Genomic DNA, 17,042 nt, shown 5'->3' with positions numbered 1-17,042 from the left:
TTTTTTTTGCTAAAGTCGCAGTAAATTTCCTGCAAGGACTGGATATGCTGATTCTGATTTCACCTGCAAAAACGCTCGACTACCAAAGCCCGCTGGCAACGACACGTCATACGCTGCCCGAGTTGCTGGATCACTCTCAGCAGCTTATTCACGTGGCACGCCAGCTCTCTGCACCGCAGATTGGCAAGCTGATGGGGATTAGCGACAAGCTGGCGGATCTGAACGCCACCCGTTTCCATGACTGGCAGCCTGACTTCACGCCGGACAATGCACGTCAGGCCATCCTGGCGTTTAAAGGCGACGTCTATACAGGGTTGCAGGCTGAAACCTTCAGCGAGGCGGATTTCGACTTCGCTCAACAGCATTTACGGATGCTGTCCGGGCTATACGGCGTTTTACGTCCGTTGGATTTGATGCAGCCTTACCGTCTGGAGATGGGCATTCGTCTGGCCAATGCGAAGGGTAAAGATCTCTACCAGTTCTGGGGAGATACCATCACCGATAAACTTAACGAAGCGCTGGAAGCGCAAGGCGACAGCGTGGTGATCAACCTCGCCTCGGATGAGTATTTTAAATCCGTGAAGCCGAAAAAACTCAACGCTGAGCTTATCAAACCGGTCTTCCTCGACGAGAAAAACGGCAAGTTCAAAGTCATCAGTTTCTATGCCAAAAAAGCGCGCGGCCTGATGAGTCGCTACATTATTGAGAACCGCTTAACGCAGCCGGAACAATTGACCGCATTTAACAGCGAAGGCTATTTCTTTGATGAAGAAGCATCAGGAAACGGCGAACTGGTATTTAAACGCCACGAGCAATAGTAAAAAGGCCGGATGACGGCTAACGCCTTATCCGGCCTACAGATTTTGTCGGCCCGCTAAGCAAAGCGCCAGCGGGCACAACCATTACCCGCGGGTCATCATCAGCTTACGCAGTTCAGCAAAATCAGCAGGCAGGTGATGAGAAAGCAGCGGCAGATCCGCGCGTTCCGCCAGTTCTTTTGGCAACGCCAGCGTCAGGTCAAGAATCTCTTCAACGCTTTCTTTAAACTTCGCCGGATGCGCAGTACCGAGGAACAGGCCATACTCGCCAGGGTTTAGCTGGTCACGCAGCGCGCGGTAAGCCACTGCCGCATGCGGCTCTGAGGTGTAGCCCATCTCATGTAGTTCACGCATGGTGTCCTGGGTCGTCGCATCGTCGACAGCGGCATAACCCAGTTCATTCAGACGCCAGATTTTACGGCGGAACAGCTCTTCCACGCGCGGCCAGTTGTTCGGCTGGCTGACATCCATCGCATTCGATAACGTCGCCTGAGTCGCTTTCGGCGCCCACTCACCTTCTGCAAGGAAGCGCGGAACCGTATCGTTGACGTTAGTCGCCGCGATAAAACGCTTCACCGGCAAGCCCAGTGATTTCGCCAGCAGCCCGGCAGTCAGATCACCAAAGTTACCGCTGGGAACGGAAATCACCAGTTGATTACGCGCCTCTTGCGGCAGTTGGGCCACAGCCTCAAAGTAGTAACAGATTTGCGCCAGCAGACGGCTGATGTTAATTGAGTTAGCTGAGTTCAGCCCCAGAGCCACCTTCAGCTCTTCGTCGTCAAACGCCTGTTTCACCAGCGCCTGGCAGGCATCAAAATCGCCATCAATAGCCACAGTTTCAATGTTACCGCCCAGCGTACAGAACAGTTTTTCCTGTAATGGGCTGATCTTGCCGTTCGGGTAAAGGATCACCACGCGCACATTTTTCAGGCCATAAAAGGCATGCGCAACGGCCGCCCCGGTATCTCCGGAGGTCGCCGTCAGAATCGTTACCGGTTTGTCGCCACTAATGTGCGTCAGCATCTGCGCCATAAAGCGCCCGCCAAAGTCTTTAAATGCAAGCGTTGGGCCGTGGAACAGTTCCAGACAGCCGACATCCGCGGCAACCTGAGCAACCGGTGCCGGAAAGGCAAATGCCGCGCGCACGCGTTCTTCCAGAATCTCCTGAGGGATCTCATCACCAATAAATGCAGACAGGATCTTCGCGCTGCGGCTAACGAAGTCCTGGTTCAGCATCTCATCGATTTCTGTCAGATTGAATTCCGGTAGATCGTGCGGAAAAAACAATCCCTGATTCTTGCCAAGCCCTTGCGTGACGGCCTGTGCAAAGCTGACCTGTTCGTTGTGATCTTTCAGATTATACAGTTTCATTGATTATCCCAGTACCCGTGCGCCCGCCGTGTCCAGCCGGCAAATATGAACAAAGCCTTCCTGATTTTGCAGGTAATTTTTACCCAGCCAGTCTGCTACGCGCTGCGCCGTATCCGGCTTATCGCACAAGGCGAACAGCGTCGGCCCTGACCCAGATATACCGCTGGCCAGCGCGCCAATTTCGGCTACCGCCTGACGCGCCTGGCTAAAGCCTGGCAGCAAGCGGGTACGATACGGCTCAGCAATGACATCTTTCATCAGCTTCGCGGCCAGAAGAGGCTGACGGGAATAGCAGGCATGGATGAATCCCGCCAGATGCCGCCCGTGAGCGATACAGTCCTGACGGCGATACTGCGCTGGGAGAATCGCCCGCGCTTCAGCCGTCGACACTTTAATCCCTGGATACGCCAGTACCCACAGCCACTCATCAAAGCCTGGCACCTGCTGGCTAATAATGCCGTTTTCTTCAATCATTAACTGCATACCGCCCAAAAAGCACGGGGCGACGTTATCGTAATGAATACTGCCGGAGATACGTCCTTCAAGTTCGCCCATTATCGCTAACAGGCGCGTATCGTTGAGCGGCTTACCGCAATGTTCGTTCATAGCGACTAACGCCGCCACGACGGAACAGGCGCTGGAGCCTAACCCGGAGCCAATCGGCATATTTTTTTCCAGCGTCATCGCCACCGGAACGGTTTTACCCAGCTCCTGGCAGAATCGCTCCCAACACTGGTAGACAATATTTTCACGTGGCTCGGACGGCAGCTTATTGGCAAAGCGCCCAAGGTTGTTCAGGCTGAACTGGTCAGCCGTCTCAACGGACACCACATCACCCAACAGCGAACCGTCCACCGGAGTTACCGCCGCACCGAGTACATCAAACCCGACGCTCATATTGGCACTGGAAGCCGGGGCATAAACTCTCACCATGTCAGACTCCTAACTTCCATGAAAGGGTGCGTAGCAGGTCGGCAAAGACGCCCGCCGCCGTCACATCGTTACCCGCGCCATATCCGCGCAGAACCAACGGTAACGGCTGATAATAGTGGCTATAGAACGCCAGCGCGTTTTCACCGTTTTTCACTTTAAACAGCGGATCGTTGCCGTCTACTGCATCAATTTTCACGCGACAAACGCCGTCCTCTTCGATATTGCCAACATAGCGCAATACTTTTCCCTCATCACGGGCTTTCGCCACGCGCGCGGCAAAGACGTCATCCAGCTGCGACAATTTCGCCATAAACGCGGAAACATCACCGGAGTCATCAAACTCTTTTGGCAAGACCGGCTCAATGACAATGTCAGAAAGCTCCAGCTCACGACCGGTTTCACGGGCCAGGATCAGCAGCTTACGCGCCACGTCCGTACCGGAAAGATCGTCACGCGGATCGGGTTCGGTATAGCCCATCTCACGCGCCAGGGTGGTGGCCTGCGAGAAGCTCATGCCTTCATCCAGCTTGCCGAAAATAAACGACAGTGAGCCAGAAAGGATGCCTGAAAAACGTTGCAGTTCATCACCTGCGCTAAGCAGATTTTGCAGGTTTTCAATAACCGGCAGGCCCGCGCCCACGTTGGTGTCGTACAGGAATTTACGACGTGACTTCGCGGCGGCAAAACGCAGCTGATGGTAGTAATCCATCGACGACGTGTTGGCCTTTTTGTTCGGCGTAACCACATGGAAGCCTTCGCGCAGGAAGTCGGCATACTGGTCTGCTACCGCCTGGCTTGACGTACAGTCGACAATCACCGGATTGAGCAGATGGTATTCTTTCACCAGACGAATTAAGCGCCCAAGGTTGAAAGGCTCTTTCGCACTCTCCAGCTCCGACTGCCAGTTTTCCAGATTCAGACCGTGGACGTTGGTCAGCAGCGCCTTCGAGTTCGCCACGCCGCACACACGCAGATCGATATGTTTCTTTTTGAGCCAGGTTTGCTGACGTTTAAGCTGCTCCAGCAGCGCACCGCCCACGCCACCTACGCCAATCACAAACACTTCAATCACCTGGTCGGTGTTGAACAGCATCTGATGGGTAACGCGTACGCCGGTGGTCGCGTCATCGTTATTCACCACCACCGAAATAGAACGCTCAGACGAGCCCTGGGCGATCGCTACAATATTGATGTTCGCCCGAGCCAGCGCGGCAAAGAACTTCGCCGAGATGCCGCGCAGGGTGCGCATACCATCGCCAACGACCGAGATGATGGCCAGACGCTCAGTCACCGCCAGCGGCTCCAGCAGGCCTTCTTTCAGTTCGAGATAGAATTCATCCTGCATGGCGCGTTGCGCACGCGCGCAGTCGCCCTGCGGGACGCAGAAGCTGATGCTGTATTCGGAAGAGGATTGGGTGATCAGCACTACCGAGATGCCCGCACGCGACATTGCGGCAAAAACGCGTGCCGCCATGCCCACCATACCTTTCATTCCAGGGCCGGAGACGCTAAACATCGCCATGTTATTGAGGTTAGAAATGCCTTTTACCGGCAAATCATCGTCATCACTGCTGGCACCGATCAGCGTACCGGGCGCTTGCGGATTGCCGGTATTTTTAATCAGGCACGGGATCTGGAACTGGGCAATAGGGGTAATGGTGCGCGGGTGCAGCACTTTAGCGCCGAAGTAAGAAAGCTCCATCGCTTCCTGATAAGACATCGACTTCAGCAGTCGGGCGTCGGGTACCTGACGCGGATCGCAAGTATATACGCCGTCGACATCGGTCCAGATTTCACAACAATCGGCACGCAAACAGGCGGCCAGTACGGCGGCAGAGTAGTCAGAGCCGTTACGCCCCAACACCACTAACTCACCTTTTTCATTTCCAGCGGTAAACCCTGCCATCAGAATCATGTGGTCCGCAGGAATACGGCTGGCGGCGATGCGGCGCGTAGATTCGGCGATATCAACGGTAGATTCGAGGTAATGGCCGACAGCCAGCAATTTCTCCACCGGGTCGATGACCGTTACGTTATGCCCGCGTGCTTCCAGCAGGCCGGCCATGATAGCAATCGACATTTTTTCACCACGGCAGATAAGCGCGGCATTGATGCTGTCCGGGCACTGTCCCAGCAGGCTGATGCCGTGCAGGACGTGCTTAATCTGAGCAAATTCTTGTTCAACAAAGGCTTTGAGCTGCGCCAGCGGAAAACCTGGTTGCTCGGCGGCAAGACCCACCAGCAGCTCGGAGAAAATGCGTTCGGCATCGCTGATATTGGCTAAAGCATCCTGACCACCGATGGTCTTCTCAATCATTGCCACCAGATGGTTGGTAATTTTTGCGGGGGCAGAGAGAACGGTCGCGACCTGCCCCTGTCTGGCATTGCTTTCCAGAATATCGGCAACCCGCAGAAAGCGCTCTGCATTTGCCACTGATGTACCGCCGAACTTCAACACTCGCATGGTTTACCTCATTGCCTTTGGTCGAAAAAAAAGCCCGCACTGTTTAGGTGCGGGCTTTTTCTTGTGTTTCCTGTACGCGTCAGCCCGCACCGTTACCTGTGGTAATGGTGATGGTTGTGGTAATAGTGATGCTGATGCGTTTCATGATGTTGTGTGCTCTGTAATTATTATCTGTCTGTCTTGTATTCTTTTAGGGTTAAAGTATCTGCTGACCTAAGTCAATAAATTTTTAAATTGATCACATTCCGAAACTTGTTCATGAGCAACTGCTTGCCCTTTTACTTTCAACCAATACAGCATGTCGAGCCCACTTGAACCAAGAACAAAACACTACACAACAAAAACTATTCGAAATTTTATTTTGTGATGTTTTTTTCAATATCATGTAAAAAACGATGCAACATTGCCGTGTCTCGCTGCCCCAACAGACCCATTCGCTGTTGCAACCAGTCCGTGAGTTTGATGTCGTCAGAAACGTTCAGCGTGGCTAATAAACGCAAAACGCGTGCGCGCAATGCCTGGAGCTGAAGCTCATCTGTCACCTCAACGTTTTTAGCCGGTTGTTGTATTAAACCTGCTAATTGATAGCAATACACCATCACCGCCTGCCCCAAATTGAGTGAAGGATAGTCAGCGACCATCGGTACACCAGTGAGTACATCTGCCAGCGCTAATTCTTCGTTGGTCAGCCCAGAATCTTCACGACCAAATACCAGCGCAGCATGATCCATCCACGCTGATTTCTCCTGTAACAGGGGAACCAGTTCGACCGGGGTGGCGTAATAATGGAACTTCGCTCGGCTACGCGCGGTGGTCGCAATAGTAAAATCAACGTCGTGAAGCGCATCGGCTAACGTTGGAAAAACGTTAATATTATCAATAATGTCGCCCGATCCATGCGCGACCCATCGCGTGGCGGGTTCCAGATGCGCCTCGCTGTCAACGATACGTAATTGAGTGAATCCCATGGTCTTCATCGCACGGGCAGCCGCACCAATATTTTCCGCTCTGGCAGGGGCAACCAGAATAATTGTTAAACGCATTTCGATACTCTTTTTGGTCAGTCTGCAAGTAATAATGTGACGCACATCAACATATTACGCAGCGCAAATTTACATTTTTTTAACAGAAGTCACTGAAAAAGGATTTCGCATCCGGTAAAAAATGCTAAACTATTTCCAAACTGTACTATTGCTTTTTATGTTAACAGAAGTTGTATATCCCTCTGTTTATCCATGATAATTTATTTTAAAATGGATCGCATTGGTTGGATTCATTACATTTATTAATTAGCTCGTGCAACTAGTTGTAATATTGCAATTTTGTGATGAAAGCAAACATTTGGATACGTTGATTTCATCAAACTGTTAACGTGCTACAATTGAACTTGATATATGTCAACGAAGCGTAGTTTTATTGGGTGTCCGGCATGTCTTAGCCTGTTATGTTGCTGTTAAAATGGTTAGGATGACAGCCGTTTTTGACACTGTCGGGTCCAGAGGGAAACTACCCACGACCAAGCTAATGATGTTGTTGACGTTGATGGAAAGTGCATCAAGAACGCAATTACGTACTTTAGTCATGTTACGCCGATCATGTTAATTTACGGCATGCATCAGGCAGGTCAGGGACTTTTGTACTTCCTGTTTCGATTTAGTTGGCAATTTAGGTAGCAAACATGCAGACCCCGCACATTCTTATCGTTGAAGACGAGTTAGTAACACGCAACACGTTGAAAAGCATTTTCGAAGCAGAAGGCTATGATGTATTCGAAGCGACAGATGGCGCGGAAATGCATCAGATTCTCTCTGAATATGACATCAACCTTGTGATTATGGATATCAATCTGCCTGGGAAAAATGGCCTCCTGTTAGCGCGCGAACTTCGCGAACAAGCTAACGTTGCGCTGATGTTCCTGACGGGCCGTGATAACGAAGTCGATAAAATTCTCGGCCTCGAAATCGGCGCAGACGATTACATCACCAAGCCGTTTAACCCGCGCGAACTGACTATCCGTGCTCGTAACCTGCTGTCCCGTACCATGAACCTGGGTACTGTCAGCGAAGAACGCCGTAGCGTCGAAAGCTACAAGTTCAACGGCTGGGAGCTGGACATCAACAGCCGCTCTCTGATTGGTCCTGACGGCGAGCAGTATAAACTGCCACGCAGCGAATTCCGTGCAATGCTTCACTTCTGTGAGAATCCGGGCAAAATCCAGTCTCGCGCAGAACTGCTGAAAAAAATGACCGGTCGCGAACTGAAGCCGCATGACCGTACCGTTGACGTGACTATCCGCCGCATTCGTAAACATTTCGAATCTACGCCGGATACGCCAGAAATCATCGCCACCATTCACGGTGAAGGCTACCGTTTCTGCGGCGACCTGCAGGATTAATTCAATCCTTACAGGTAAAAAAACGGCGCATTATGCGCCGTTTTTCATTTCACCACAGCCCTATTTCCATAAGCGAAACTCGTCACTCTGCGCAGGCTGAGGCTTCGGAATTTCTGTCGGCTTTGGTTTTGGCTGTGCCAGCGAGTGCCAGTCAAGATGACGCGTCAGGAACATCACGCCACACAACGCCACCAACAGCACGCCGGTTCCCAGCAGTAAAGAGCTGTCCTGTGAACGTAGCAGCACCCACATCACCCCATCCAGCCCCAGTAGCGCTACGGTGAACAAAATACTGTTCCGCCAACTCTGTAATATCGCCTGCAGATACACCCCGTTCATCAACGCCCCCACCAGGCTTGCCGTAATCCACGCCGCCGTAAAACCAATGTGCTCAGACAATGCCAGTAGCAGCAGATAAAACATCACCAGCGATAGCCCCACCAGCAGATACTGCATCGGGTGCAGACGCAGGCTGGTCATACTTTCAAGCACGAAGAAAGACATAAAGGTCAGTACAATCAGCAGGATGGCATACTTGGTAGCCCTGTCCGTTAACTGATACTGATCCGCTGGCGTGGCGACGGCAACGCTAAATGCAGGCATTCCCTTCCAGCCAATCTTTTCGCCATCAAAGCGTTCGCCGAGGTTATTCGCGAACCAGCTGCTCTGCCACTGGGCCTTAAATCCTGATTCGCTGATTTCGCGCTTCGCCGGGAGGAAATCCCCCAGAAAGTTGGGATGCGGCCAGTTGCTGGTTAAAGTCATTTCACTGTTACGGCCAACCGGAACAACGGAGAAATCTCCTGTTCCGCTCAAATTCAACGACAGCGCCATGCTCAGGTTTTGCTCCGCCCAGCTCGCGTCAGGTAGCGGAATGTGGATCCCTTGAGCCCCTCCATCCAGCCCCGTCCCTGGCTCAACAGCCAGTGATTCCCCATTGATCTGCGGCGCTTGCACCACACCGATCCCGCGCGCATCCCCCACGCCAACCACGATAAACGGTTTGCCGACGCTGACGTTGGGATGGTTTAAATCACGCAAACGTTCAGCGTTAAACTCGGCCTTCACCGAGAGTTCATTGTGCCAGACCTGGCCCTCATAAATGCCGATTTTACGCGCTTCAACGTTCTGATTCCCCTCAACCACCAACGACTCCGGCAGCCAGAAATGGATATAGCTGCGCTTACGCTGGATCTGTTTGTCGCCTTCCAGCTCGATATACAGTTCCGTCACCGGGACGGCAATCAGCGGCCCGACCATCTTTTGCGGCCCGCTGGTACTCTGACGAATAGCATCTTCGACTTCATCACGATAATCCGATCGCTCAACGATTATCTGCCTGACCATCGTCAGTGGTATTAACAGCAGTATTATGGCGCCGCCTAAGGTGACGATTTTCCAAAACAGGGGGGATTTAAACATAGCGTTCTCCTTTGCAATATCAGCAAGGTAGAACAGCTATGTGCGGAGAATTTGAAGTTATGTGAAGTGACGGTGAAGCGTAAACGAGGCCTGTGCGCCGCCCTCTGGTCGGTTAGATAATGTCACCGTACCTTCATGCAGTCGTGCAACTTCACTGACAAACGCCAGCCCCAAACCGCTGCTCTTGTGTCCATTCTCGCGGGGCAGCGAGTAGAAGCGCTCAAAAATACGCGGCAATGCAAAATCAGGGATGCCGCTACCGCTGTCGGTAACCTGCAATGTGACCCGCTCCTCCTGCTGATGCGCGCTCAGCGTAATCGTCCCGTCCTGTGGCGTGAAGTCGATAGCATTGTCGAGTAAATTCCCCAACGCCTGCTCCAGTAACGCAGGATCGGCAGCGACGCTAAGCGATGAAGGCAAAATGGTCAGCGTGATGTTTTTTGCCGCCAGCTGCACGCTACGCGCCTCTTTGAGCTGAGCAAATAGCGTATCTACCTCCACCGCCGTCAACGTAACGTCCTGTCGATTCTCCAGTCGCGCCTGGCGCAGCAAAGTTTCGACCAGCGCCTGCATACGCGCATTTTGCGTCAGAATATTATCGGTAAAACGCGCTACCACGTTTGGCGGCGGGCCTTCTCGCAATATCTCTGCCGCGCCACGAATGGCCGCCAGCGGACTTTTCAGCTCATGCGTTAACGCGTAGACATACTGCTCAATGTAGTTCTTGCCTTCGAGCTTCAGACGCATACTTTCCAGCGCCTGCGCCAGTTTGCGTAACTCGCTGCTGCCTAAATCAGGCAGTGGGACGGGGCGATTCTCGGTAACGGAGTCGGCATAACGCGCCAGCCGGGCAATAGATCGGTTTATCCACCATACCATCCCGAAGCCAATCACCAGGGCAATGCCCAGCAATACGGCGCTGGCCCACAGCATTCGCCGTTCACTGCGTTTAATCACCGGTGCCATCGCCGCATTTGGTTTGCCGACACTGAGCACGCCGATAATACGCCCACCATCTACGATCGGCGCGGCAACGTACATCACCGAGCTTTCCGGATCGTTCGGGTTTTGCGGCGTACTGCGGGCGCCATACTCACCACGCAGCGTTAACCACACGTCGTTCCAGCGGGAATAGTCCTGACCGACGGCCTGGTTGGCGGAATCAAACAACACCTTGCCCTGCGCGTCGGTCATGTAGACATGGTATTCGTTACGCACTTTGTTAATGCCACTGATGTTGGCGTTAAATGGGCGGTTATGCAGCTGCGCAAATGCCTGCGCCAGCTTGCCGTTAGCCGGTGAGTCAGAGAGCACGTCATCACGCGCCAGTGCAGCCAGCAGCGTGGCGGTATCAATTAAAGTACCTTCGGTCGCCCGACGGACGCCTGGCTTAATTTCCTGCACAAAGATAGACAGAACAAACCAGGCGGCGACCGCGACAATCAGAAAATAGCCGAGCAGCAAACGCATGCCAATGCGCATCAGCAATTCCTCAGGCTGTATCCCATACCGCGATGTGTATTGATGGGGGAAAGCTCCGGATTGATAGCCCGCAGCTTGGCGCGCAGCGTTTTGATGTGAGTATCAACCGTTCTGTCAAAGGTATCCTGCGCGTCTGCCCAGACTAAATCCATCAGTTGCTGGCGAGAGTAAATACGTCCCGGCGACATCAGCAATGTTTTCAGCAGCAGGAATTCATAACGCGTCAGGTTCAACGGCATGCTGAACCAGGTAATCTGCGCGGCCAGCTCATTAAGTTCAAAATCCCCACAGCGTGTCATCGATGAAGGCGTGGAGAATTTTTGCACCCGCCGCAGCAGCGTACGCACACGAGCGCACACCTCGCGCGGTGAGAAAGGCTTGGCAACATAGTCATCTGCGCCAATTTCCAGCCCCAACAGGCGATCCACTTCATCGCTGCGCGCGGTCAGAAAAAGGATCGGCAGCGCCGGGTGGCGTTCCAGTAAACGTCGGCACAGTTCAAAACCGCTGATATCCGGTAGCCCGACATCCAGAATGATGGCATCAGGGCATTGCTGGCGAGATTTCTCCAGCACGGGAAATCCGCGCTCAAACGCCTCTACGCTAAACCCTTCCTGTTGCAGCATGTAGATAAGCGTATCAGCGATTCCCTGCTCATCCTCAACCAACCAGATCAACGGCTGTTGCATTGTGCTTCCTTGTTATTGCCGCCACGGCATGATGGGTACCGCACTGATGGCATTTTTGGGCGATCCATCGACAACTTTATCTGAATAGGCCAGATAGGCCAGCGCATTACGTTTCGCATCGTAAAAACGCACGACCTGTAAAGATTTAAACACCAGCGAGGTACGTTTCTTAAATACCACTTCGCCCTGAGCTTTACCGTTCTTGATTCTGTCGCTCAGTTCTACCGGCCCAACCTGCTGGCAAGAGATGGCGGCATCGGAAGTATCTTCCGCCAGCCCCAGTCCACCTTTGATGCCGCCGGTCTTCGCACGACTCACGTAACAGGTCACATTGGTAACATCCGGATCGTCAAACGCTTCGACCACAATTTTATGATCCGGCCCAAACATTTTGAACACTGTATCGACAGATCCAATCTGCTCCGCATGGGCGACCTGCGCCAACATCAGCAGAATTGAGGAAATGACTAAGCTCTTATATTTCATATTGTTACCATTCTTAAAAGTTGTTCTGCGTGATTATTAAACATTTTAAGATAAAATGTATACAGATCACAGGATTACAATAATCACGCTTTCGTATGTCCGAAAAAAGCACTTATGAGCAAAAAAAACACTGAATGCTAAAACAGCAAAAAATGCTATTATCCTCATACCTGACGTCAGGTACTCGTTGTTGAAAGGATGAGGATATTTTATGGATCAGGCTGGCATTATTCGCGACCTATTAATCTGGCTGGAAGGTCATCTGGATCAGCCTTTGTCGCTTGACAATGTGGCGGCAAAAGCGGGCTATTCCAAGTGGCACCTGCAGAGAATGTTTAAGGACGTGACGGGCCATGCTATTGGCGCCTATATCCGCGCCCGTCGTTTATCGAAATCCGCAGTGGCGCTGCGCCTGACTGCGCGTCCAATTTTGGATATTGCGCTGCAATATCGCTTCGACTCTCAACAAACTTTTACTCGCGCATTCAAGAAACAATTTTCGCAGACACCAGCGCTGTATCGCCGTTCACCGGAATGGAGCGCATTCGGTATTCGCCCACCAATGCGACTGGGTGAATTTACGATGCCTGCGCACGAGTTTGTCACCCTGGAAGATACGCAACTGCTCGGCACCACGCAAAGCTATTCCTGCTCGCTGGAACAGATTTCAGATTTCCGTCATGAAATGCGTATTCAGTTCTGGCGCGACTTCCTTGCTCAGGCTCCGGCGATCCCGCCAGTGCTGTACGGGCTTAACGAAACGCGTCCGAGCATTGAAAAAGATGACGAACAGGAAGTGTTTTACACCACAGCACTGACGCCGGAACAGGCCAATGGCTATGTGCCGTCGGCGCAGCCTATCCTGTTACAGGGTGGCGAGTACGTGATGTTTACCTACGAAGGGCTGGGAACCGGTGTGCAAGAGTTTATCCTGACGGTTTACGGCACATGCATGCCAATGCTGAACCTGACGCGCCGTAAAGGACAGGATATCGAGCGATACTACCCGGCAGAAGATGCCAAAGCGGGAGATCGCCCGATCAACCTGCGCTGCGAATTCCTGATTCCGATTCGCCGCTAGCGCTGCAGTTCATCCAACGCAGGGGCGTCCAGATGTGAGATGTCCCCTGCCGTTTCAACGACCCATCCCGGCGCCAGCCATAAGCTTTCCTGGTAATCAACTCGAGAAATAGAACAGTTGCGCAGACGCAAGCGACGTTCAGCCCATGCCGGTAATCCCAGAATTGTGCTCACCAGGCAACCCAGCGCGATACCGTGACTGACCAGCAGCGGACGACTTCCCGGCGGCAATTCCAGACAGGATGCCAGCGCCGCGTTGACGCGATCGCTCAATTCCTGCATCGATTCCCCTTCCGGGATACGACCATCCACCGTGCCGTTCACCAACTGGCGACGCCAGCCCTCTTCCTCTGGCGTCAGCGTATCGATGTGACGTTTTTCCAGCACTCCCATATTTAGCTCGCGCAGACGGGAGTCATAGGTGATATCACAGCCACAGGCCTGGGCGATGATTTCTGCGGTGCGTCGTGTACGACCAAGATCGCTACTGATGACATGCGTAATACCAAACGAGCGGGCGCGTTCACCCACCTGCATGGCTTGTTGTTCACCTTTAGCGGTTAGTGGGCTGTCTGACTGGCCTTGAATACGTCGCTCGGCGTTCCACTGCGTTTCGCCATGGCGAACAAGGTATACCTGTAACATGCTTTTTTTCCGTTATATACTCGTCATACTTTGAGTAACAGATGCGTTGGTTTCGCTCGCTCACCCCAGTCACATAGTTATCTATGTTCCTGAGGATTCCCTTGCTTACCGCCTTTCTGTTACTCAAATTATTTAGAGTAGACTCTGCGATGAATTTTCAAACTGAGCTTAATTATGCACAAGGTTATCTCTGCGACCACCAATCCTGCCAAAATTCAGGCAATTCTGCGGGCATTTGAAGAGATTTTCGGGGAAGGATCCTGCCATATTGAACCCGTCGCCGTCGAGAGTGGCGTGCCGGAACAACCTTTCGGAAACCAGGAAACGCGCACTGGCGCACGAAATCGCGTTGTTAACGCTCGCCGCCTGCACCCGCAGGCTGATTTCTGGGTCGCCATTGAAGCAGGAATTGACGATGACGCCACCTTCAGTTGGGTGGTGATTGATAACGGCATTCAGCGCGGTGAAGCCCGTTCAGCCACGCTGCCATTGCCGACTGTCATTCTCGACAGAGTCCGCAAAGGTGAAGCACTCGGCCCGGTGATGTCGGACTATACGGGTATTGATGAAATTGGCCGTAAAGAAGGCGCAATCGGCGTTTTTACCGCGGGCAAGCTGACGCGCTCAAGCGTCTATCACCAGGCGGTGATTCTGGCGCTCAGCCCGTTTCATAACGCGATATACGATGAGTCATTGTAATTTGTAGGCCTGATAAGCGTAGCGCCATCAGGCAAGCAGCGCGCACCATTGCCGGATGGCGGCTTCGCCTTATCCGGCCTACGAGAGAATCAGACACTTTTTAGCAGTACCTGCTCCAGCCACTGACGCAAATCCACCGGTGCGGATTTGAGGCTGTTCGACCCCCGCGTAATAGTGGCAATTCCCGCCCCGAGCTCGTTTTTAAGCTCACGCTGGCTCATCTCGCCGCGCAGCAGCTCTTCAATGATACGCACACGCGTGCCCAACGCTTCACGCTCATCCGGCGTTAACATCAAATTGAGCAGTGGCAGGTGTAAATCTTGTTCGTAGGCGTGTTTAAGCAGATCGACAAAACGTAACCACTCCTGGTGACGTTGTTCTGCCATCTCTGCTGAATAGGGTGATTGCTGAGTCATAAGATATCGCCATCGTTGCGGGGGAAGCGTGCTTGCTTCCCCCTTTTGTACTCTTTAACGAGTACGATAGCATAACACAATCGACACGATCAGTAACGACGTTGCCATTCTGCCTCGCTCATCAACTCCGGTTTATCGCCGAGGAAATAGCGATAGTACGCATCATAAGCCAGCACATTCTTCACGTAACCACGCGTCTCTGAGAATGGAATACTTTCGACAAACGCCACAGCATCAATGCGTCCAGCGCTATTGCCAAGCCAGGTGCGAACGCGCCCCGGACCGGCGTTATAGGCTGCCGACGCAAAGATGCGGTTATTGCCGAATTGCTGATATACGTACTGCAAATAGCTGGTACCAATGTTGATGTTGGTATCAGGATCCAGTAGCTGGCCCGGACTGCTGTAACCTGGAATCGAGAACATTTTCACCGTATGCGTCGCCGTGCCCGGCATAATCTGCATCAGCCCGCTGGCGCCGACCGGTGATTTCACTTTCGGGTTCCAGGCGCTTTCCTGACGCGCTATCGCCATCGCATAGCTTGGCTGAATATCCTTGCCGCTGGTGTAACGGGTAAACAGATCTTTATAGGCCAACGGGAAACGCTCTTCCAGATGATCCCACAGCTTACCGGCGATCGTCGCCTGAACGCTAAGATCCCACCAGTGATTGTTGAACGCGTAACGCGCCAACTGAGCCTGCTCGGACTTGGTACGGCTGGTGACCAAATTTGCCCATTCACTGCGCGCGGTATTATCCATGTTCCAGTACATTAGCTCGCGTACGCGTGCCATTTCTGGCCCCTGAGTCAGCGCAGAATCAACGTTCGCTGGCGCTTTATCCACTTTCAGCTCGTACTCTTCGCCCAGAAGCTGTGCCGCCACCATCGGATAGAAACCGCGTTGCTGCATGAGCTGGTGCAGGATCTCTTTGGCTTCCGCATCACGTCCGCGCTCCAGCAGCAGATCCGCCTGCCAGTAGCGCCACTCGTCTTTTTCTTTTGCTTCCATTGGCAGACGCGCCAGCCAGGTATTCAGGCCACGACGATCGCCGGTTCCCAGCGCCATGCGCACCCGGCGCTCCACAAGCGAGGTGGAATTGGAGCGCATAATCGCATCATCACGCCATTTGGCCTGCTCGTCGGTGACATCATTGCCCATCAGACGCCAGGCAACAATATCGCGCAGCTCCTGGGTTTGCTCATCATTAAGCTGTTGCGCCTGCACCAGGGACGGGATCATCAGGCGGGCGTTTTCCACATCCTGACGCGCCACGCTGGCAAAGGCGACCGCCGCCATCTGTCGGGTGAAATCCGTGGCGCCGGTGGTACGTGCAAAAGTCATCACCGAATTCGGATCGTTGGCCAGCGAGATGATCGCAGAGGCAATGGTTTGGTATTGCGCGGGCATCTGTCCGGCTAGCGCCGTCACCAGACCGGTATTCCCGGCTTTCATCGCCAGACGAATACGCTCCAGATACGCCAGCGGATCCTGAGTGCCTGAGGCGCGCCATACGCCAAATAATTTGTCACAGGCGTTCGGCTGACTTTTCCCGGTCAACCACAGCTCTTTCGCGCCCTGCCAGGCTTCTTCGGTTTGCCCGGTACTCCATTTCGCGAAGTAATAGTTACATTGCGCTTCCGTGGTACCCGGTTTTTCCGGGCTGAACGCCAGCAGTCCACGCCAGTCTTCGCGGCGCGCCAGTTCATTCACGAAACGCGATTGCAGCGTACGCGCAGGGGGCAGTGTCGGATTGGCACGCACAAAATTGGTAACGGTAATGGTGGGCTGATTCATCAGATCGTCAGTGATCTGACGATATTCCAGATACGGGTACAGAGGATAGTTCTTCAGGCCGGGCATCATCTGCTCTACGACATCCATCTGTCGGTTGTCCCAGGCTTGCTTGATTTGCGCATAACGATTGCGCTGCTCATCCAGAGAGTCGGCTCGCGCCACCTGACTGACCGTCAGCAGACATACGCTGGCTGCCAGCAGGCGCCAGGTAAATTGATTGGCTTTGTCCACAAGCTCTTCCTCTTCTCATGTTACGTCTGTGCAGCATCATGCCGCTTAATTAATTCATGCTAACCAGACATTGCAGAATGCGCCACGTCACGGACACTTTTTTACTTTTGTTGCG

17 protein-coding genes and 1 other annotated feature are annotated in these 17,042 nt (G+C 53.0%); of the genes, 4 read left to right on the top strand and 13 right to left on the bottom strand.

Annotated features, from left to right (window positions below):
- Positions 1–44: 44 nt before the first annotated feature.
- Entirely contained in the window at positions 45–818 is a 774-nt protein-coding gene (gene yaaA, locus OGY72_RS19150) for a peroxide stress protein YaaA (protein ID WP_032942329.1), read from the top strand.
- A gap of 84 nt (positions 819–902) precedes the next feature.
- Here yaaA and thrC read toward each other — a convergent pair whose 3' ends face one another.
- From thrC to yjjY, 6 genes are all read right to left on the bottom strand, one after another.
- Positions 903–2,189 (bottom strand): threonine synthase, encoded by a 1,287-nt coding sequence (gene thrC, locus OGY72_RS19145; protein WP_275397296.1) that lies wholly within the window; start codon positions 2,187–2,189, stop codon positions 903–905.
- 3 nt (positions 2,190–2,192) lie between these two features.
- Complete coding sequence (thrB, locus tag OGY72_RS19140) at positions 2,193–3,122, bottom strand: homoserine kinase (RefSeq protein ID WP_003829759.1); 930 nt, start codon at positions 3,120–3,122, stop codon at positions 2,193–2,195.
- A gap of 1 nt (position 3,123) precedes the next feature.
- On the bottom strand, positions 3,124–5,586 hold the full coding sequence (gene thrA / locus OGY72_RS19135; protein WP_003829761.1) for a bifunctional aspartate kinase/homoserine dehydrogenase I: 2,463 nt from the start codon (positions 5,584–5,586) through the stop codon (positions 3,124–3,126).
- Between the two features lie 23 nt (positions 5,587–5,609).
- Positions 5,610–5,736: a sequence feature (Thr leader region), on the bottom strand.
- The gene (gene thrL, locus OGY72_RS19130; RefSeq protein WP_032337689.1) at positions 5,666–5,731 is read right to left on the bottom strand and encodes a thr operon leader peptide; all 66 of its coding nucleotides are present in this window, start codon (positions 5,729–5,731) and stop codon (positions 5,666–5,668) included. (Overlaps the previous feature by 66 nt.)
- A gap of 206 nt (positions 5,737–5,942) precedes the next feature.
- Entirely contained in the window at positions 5,943–6,629 is a 687-nt protein-coding gene (locus tag OGY72_RS19125) for a tRNA/rRNA methyltransferase (protein WP_286548845.1), read from the bottom strand.
- Between the two features lie 399 nt (positions 6,630–7,028).
- Positions 7,029–7,169 carry a YjjY family protein gene (gene yjjY, locus OGY72_RS19120; protein ID WP_042998021.1) on the bottom strand — a complete coding sequence of 47 codons (141 nt, stop codon included), beginning with the start codon at positions 7,167–7,169 and terminating at the stop codon, positions 7,029–7,031.
- A gap of 95 nt (positions 7,170–7,264) precedes the next feature.
- Here yjjY and arcA point away from each other — a divergent pair, with 95 nt between their 5' ends.
- Positions 7,265–7,981 carry a two-component system response regulator ArcA gene (arcA, locus tag OGY72_RS19115; protein WP_001194359.1) on the top strand — a complete coding sequence of 239 codons (717 nt, stop codon included), beginning with the start codon at positions 7,265–7,267 and terminating at the stop codon, positions 7,979–7,981.
- A gap of 60 nt (positions 7,982–8,041) precedes the next feature.
- Here the strand turns inward: arcA and creD are convergent, their stop codons facing one another.
- Genes creD through creA form a run of 4 tightly spaced genes read right to left on the bottom strand, consistent with a single transcriptional unit; the run spans position 8,042 to position 12,060 of the window.
- Positions 8,042–9,403 carry a cell envelope integrity protein CreD gene (creD, locus tag OGY72_RS19110; RefSeq protein WP_126319324.1) on the bottom strand — a complete coding sequence of 454 codons (1,362 nt, stop codon included), beginning with the start codon at positions 9,401–9,403 and terminating at the stop codon, positions 8,042–8,044.
- Positions 9,404–9,460: 57 nt separating this feature from the next.
- Positions 9,461–10,885 (bottom strand): two-component system sensor histidine kinase CreC, encoded by a 1,425-nt coding sequence (gene creC, locus OGY72_RS19105; RefSeq protein WP_003829926.1) that lies wholly within the window; start codon positions 10,883–10,885, stop codon positions 9,461–9,463.
- On the bottom strand, positions 10,885–11,574 hold the full coding sequence (creB, locus tag OGY72_RS19100) for a two-component system response regulator CreB (protein ID WP_003829928.1): 690 nt from the start codon (positions 11,572–11,574) through the stop codon (positions 10,885–10,887). The genes creC and creB overlap by 1 nt, the downstream gene beginning before the upstream one ends.
- Positions 11,575–11,586: 12 nt before the next feature.
- Positions 11,587–12,060, bottom strand: a complete 474-nt coding sequence (creA, locus tag OGY72_RS19095; protein WP_003018998.1) for a protein CreA — start codon at positions 12,058–12,060, stop codon at positions 11,587–11,589.
- Between the two features lie 211 nt (positions 12,061–12,271).
- Here creA and robA point away from each other — a divergent pair, with 211 nt between their 5' ends.
- Positions 12,272–13,141 carry an MDR efflux pump AcrAB transcriptional activator RobA gene (gene robA / locus OGY72_RS19090; RefSeq protein ID WP_003829933.1) on the top strand — a complete coding sequence of 290 codons (870 nt, stop codon included), beginning with the start codon at positions 12,272–12,274 and terminating at the stop codon, positions 13,139–13,141.
- Here the strand turns inward: robA and gpmB are convergent.
- On the bottom strand, positions 13,138–13,785 hold the full coding sequence (gene gpmB, locus OGY72_RS19085) for a 2,3-diphosphoglycerate-dependent phosphoglycerate mutase GpmB (protein ID WP_003019006.1): 648 nt from the start codon (positions 13,783–13,785) through the stop codon (positions 13,138–13,140). The two genes, robA and gpmB, sit on opposite strands and share 4 nt — an antisense overlap.
- A 174-nt stretch (positions 13,786–13,959) precedes the next feature.
- Here gpmB and yjjX point away from each other — a divergent pair, with 174 nt between their 5' ends.
- On the top strand, positions 13,960–14,484 hold the full coding sequence (yjjX, locus tag OGY72_RS19080; protein WP_003829935.1) for an inosine/xanthosine triphosphatase: 525 nt from the start codon (positions 13,960–13,962) through the stop codon (positions 14,482–14,484).
- 89 nt (positions 14,485–14,573) lie between these two features.
- On the opposite strand, the gene trpR is transcribed toward yjjX, so the two are convergent.
- Both trpR and sltY read right to left on the bottom strand, forming a co-directional pair.
- Complete coding sequence (gene trpR / locus OGY72_RS19075) at positions 14,574–14,900, bottom strand: trp operon repressor (RefSeq protein WP_032934222.1); 327 nt, start codon at positions 14,898–14,900, stop codon at positions 14,574–14,576.
- A gap of 89 nt (positions 14,901–14,989) precedes the next feature.
- Complete coding sequence (gene sltY / locus OGY72_RS19070) at positions 14,990–16,927, bottom strand: murein transglycosylase (protein ID WP_149384477.1); 1,938 nt, start codon at positions 16,925–16,927, stop codon at positions 14,990–14,992.
- Between the last annotated feature and the right edge of the window lie 115 nt (positions 16,928–17,042).

The organism is Citrobacter sp. Cpo221 (assembly GCF_030332345.1).
In the GTDB taxonomy this organism is placed as follows: domain Bacteria; phylum Pseudomonadota; class Gammaproteobacteria; order Enterobacterales; family Enterobacteriaceae; genus Citrobacter; species Citrobacter portucalensis.
Note: the sequence above shows the minus strand (reverse complement) of the source record. Positions and strands in the feature narration are given on the sequence as shown.

Bases quoted from the DNA above. Each gene is read 5' to 3' on its own strand.
- OGY72_RS19125 (WP_286548845.1), bottom strand. From the start codon at position 6,629: ATGCGTTTAACAATTATTCTGGTTGCCCCTGCCAGAGCGGAAAATATT.
- creA (WP_003018998.1), bottom strand. From the start codon at position 12,060: ATGAAATATAAGAGCTTAGTCATTTCCTCAATTCTGCTGATGTTGGCG.
- thrB (WP_003829759.1), bottom strand. From the start codon at position 3,122: ATGGTGAGAGTTTATGCCCCGGCTTCCAGTGCCAATATGAGCGTCGGG.
- trpR (WP_032934222.1), bottom strand. From the start codon at position 14,900: ATGACTCAGCAATCACCCTATTCAGCAGAGATGGCAGAACAACGTCAC.
- thrA (WP_003829761.1), bottom strand. From the start codon at position 5,586: ATGCGAGTGTTGAAGTTCGGCGGTACATCAGTGGCAAATGCAGAGCGC.
- creC (WP_003829926.1), bottom strand. From the start codon at position 10,885: ATGCGCATTGGCATGCGTTTGCTGCTCGGCTATTTTCTGATTGTCGCG.
- thrC (WP_275397296.1), bottom strand. From the start codon at position 2,189: ATGAAACTGTATAATCTGAAAGATCACAACGAACAGGTCAGCTTTGCA.
- gpmB (WP_003019006.1), bottom strand. From the start codon at position 13,785: ATGTTACAGGTATACCTTGTTCGCCATGGCGAAACGCAGTGGAACGCC.
- yjjX (WP_003829935.1), top strand. From the start codon at position 13,960: ATGCACAAGGTTATCTCTGCGACCACCAATCCTGCCAAAATTCAGGCA.
- creD (WP_126319324.1), bottom strand. From the start codon at position 9,403: ATGTTTAAATCCCCCCTGTTTTGGAAAATCGTCACCTTAGGCGGCGCC.
- arcA (WP_001194359.1), top strand. From the start codon at position 7,265: ATGCAGACCCCGCACATTCTTATCGTTGAAGACGAGTTAGTAACACGC.
- yjjY (WP_042998021.1), bottom strand. From the start codon at position 7,169: ATGACTAAAGTACGTAATTGCGTTCTTGATGCACTTTCCATCAACGTC.
- creB (WP_003829928.1), bottom strand. From the start codon at position 11,574: ATGCAACAGCCGTTGATCTGGTTGGTTGAGGATGAGCAGGGAATCGCT.
- yaaA (WP_032942329.1), top strand. From the start codon at position 45: ATGCTGATTCTGATTTCACCTGCAAAAACGCTCGACTACCAAAGCCCG.
- robA (WP_003829933.1), top strand. From the start codon at position 12,272: ATGGATCAGGCTGGCATTATTCGCGACCTATTAATCTGGCTGGAAGGT.